This window comes from Mesorhizobium sp. M1C.F.Ca.ET.210.01.1.1, assembly GCF_004791585.1.
In the GTDB taxonomy this organism is placed as follows: domain Bacteria; phylum Pseudomonadota; class Alphaproteobacteria; order Rhizobiales; family Rhizobiaceae; genus Mesorhizobium.
In genome coordinates, this window is sequence record NZ_SRUU01000104.1 from 1 (window position 1) to 561 (window position 561).

At 56.9% G+C, this 561-nt stretch carries 1 pseudogene; it reads right to left on the bottom strand.

From position 1 onward, the window contains the following. Nucleotides 1-69: 69 nt before the first annotated feature. Nucleotides 70-561: pseudogene (locus EN853_RS33100) on the bottom strand (integrase core domain-containing protein); the annotation flags it as partial.

The following is a 561-nucleotide window of genomic DNA, read 5'->3' on the forward strand; positions in this document are numbered from 1 at the left end:
CCCTCGACTATCTCTCGCCGGACGAATACGAAACCGATCTCATGCAACTACGCCAAACGACATCAAACGCTATCCACAGCAGGGAGAACTGTTACTGATTACTGTCTCACGGAAGGGGTGCAGTCCAATGGGTGACAATCTCGTGCCGAACGGATTGTCGATGGTTTGCAAGGTTCTCTGCTCCAAATCGATGTATCCCAGATCATAGTGCATGAAGCTGACGAGCCAAATTCCGTCGTCGACCTCCTTGATGCCGAGCCTTTGACCGGCGAGCACGATGGACCTCGGCCGGTGTTCGCATGGCGAGCGCCTCGTGCGGACGTTCGTGATTGAACTCGTTGACGAAACTGTCGAACCTTGCCTGCTGCTGCAGGGCGTTCATGCCCGGCGGCCTGGTCGTCTCCTTCTTGAGTGTGAGATGCATGCGTTCGTGGCGGCCGTTCTGCTGCGGGTTGCCGGGCCTGATGCGCTCGATAGCAATTCCGAGCCTCAACCACCAAACCGACAGCTTGGACAGGTTGTAGAGTCCATTGGGCGAGGCGAAGGGAAGCCCATTGTCAG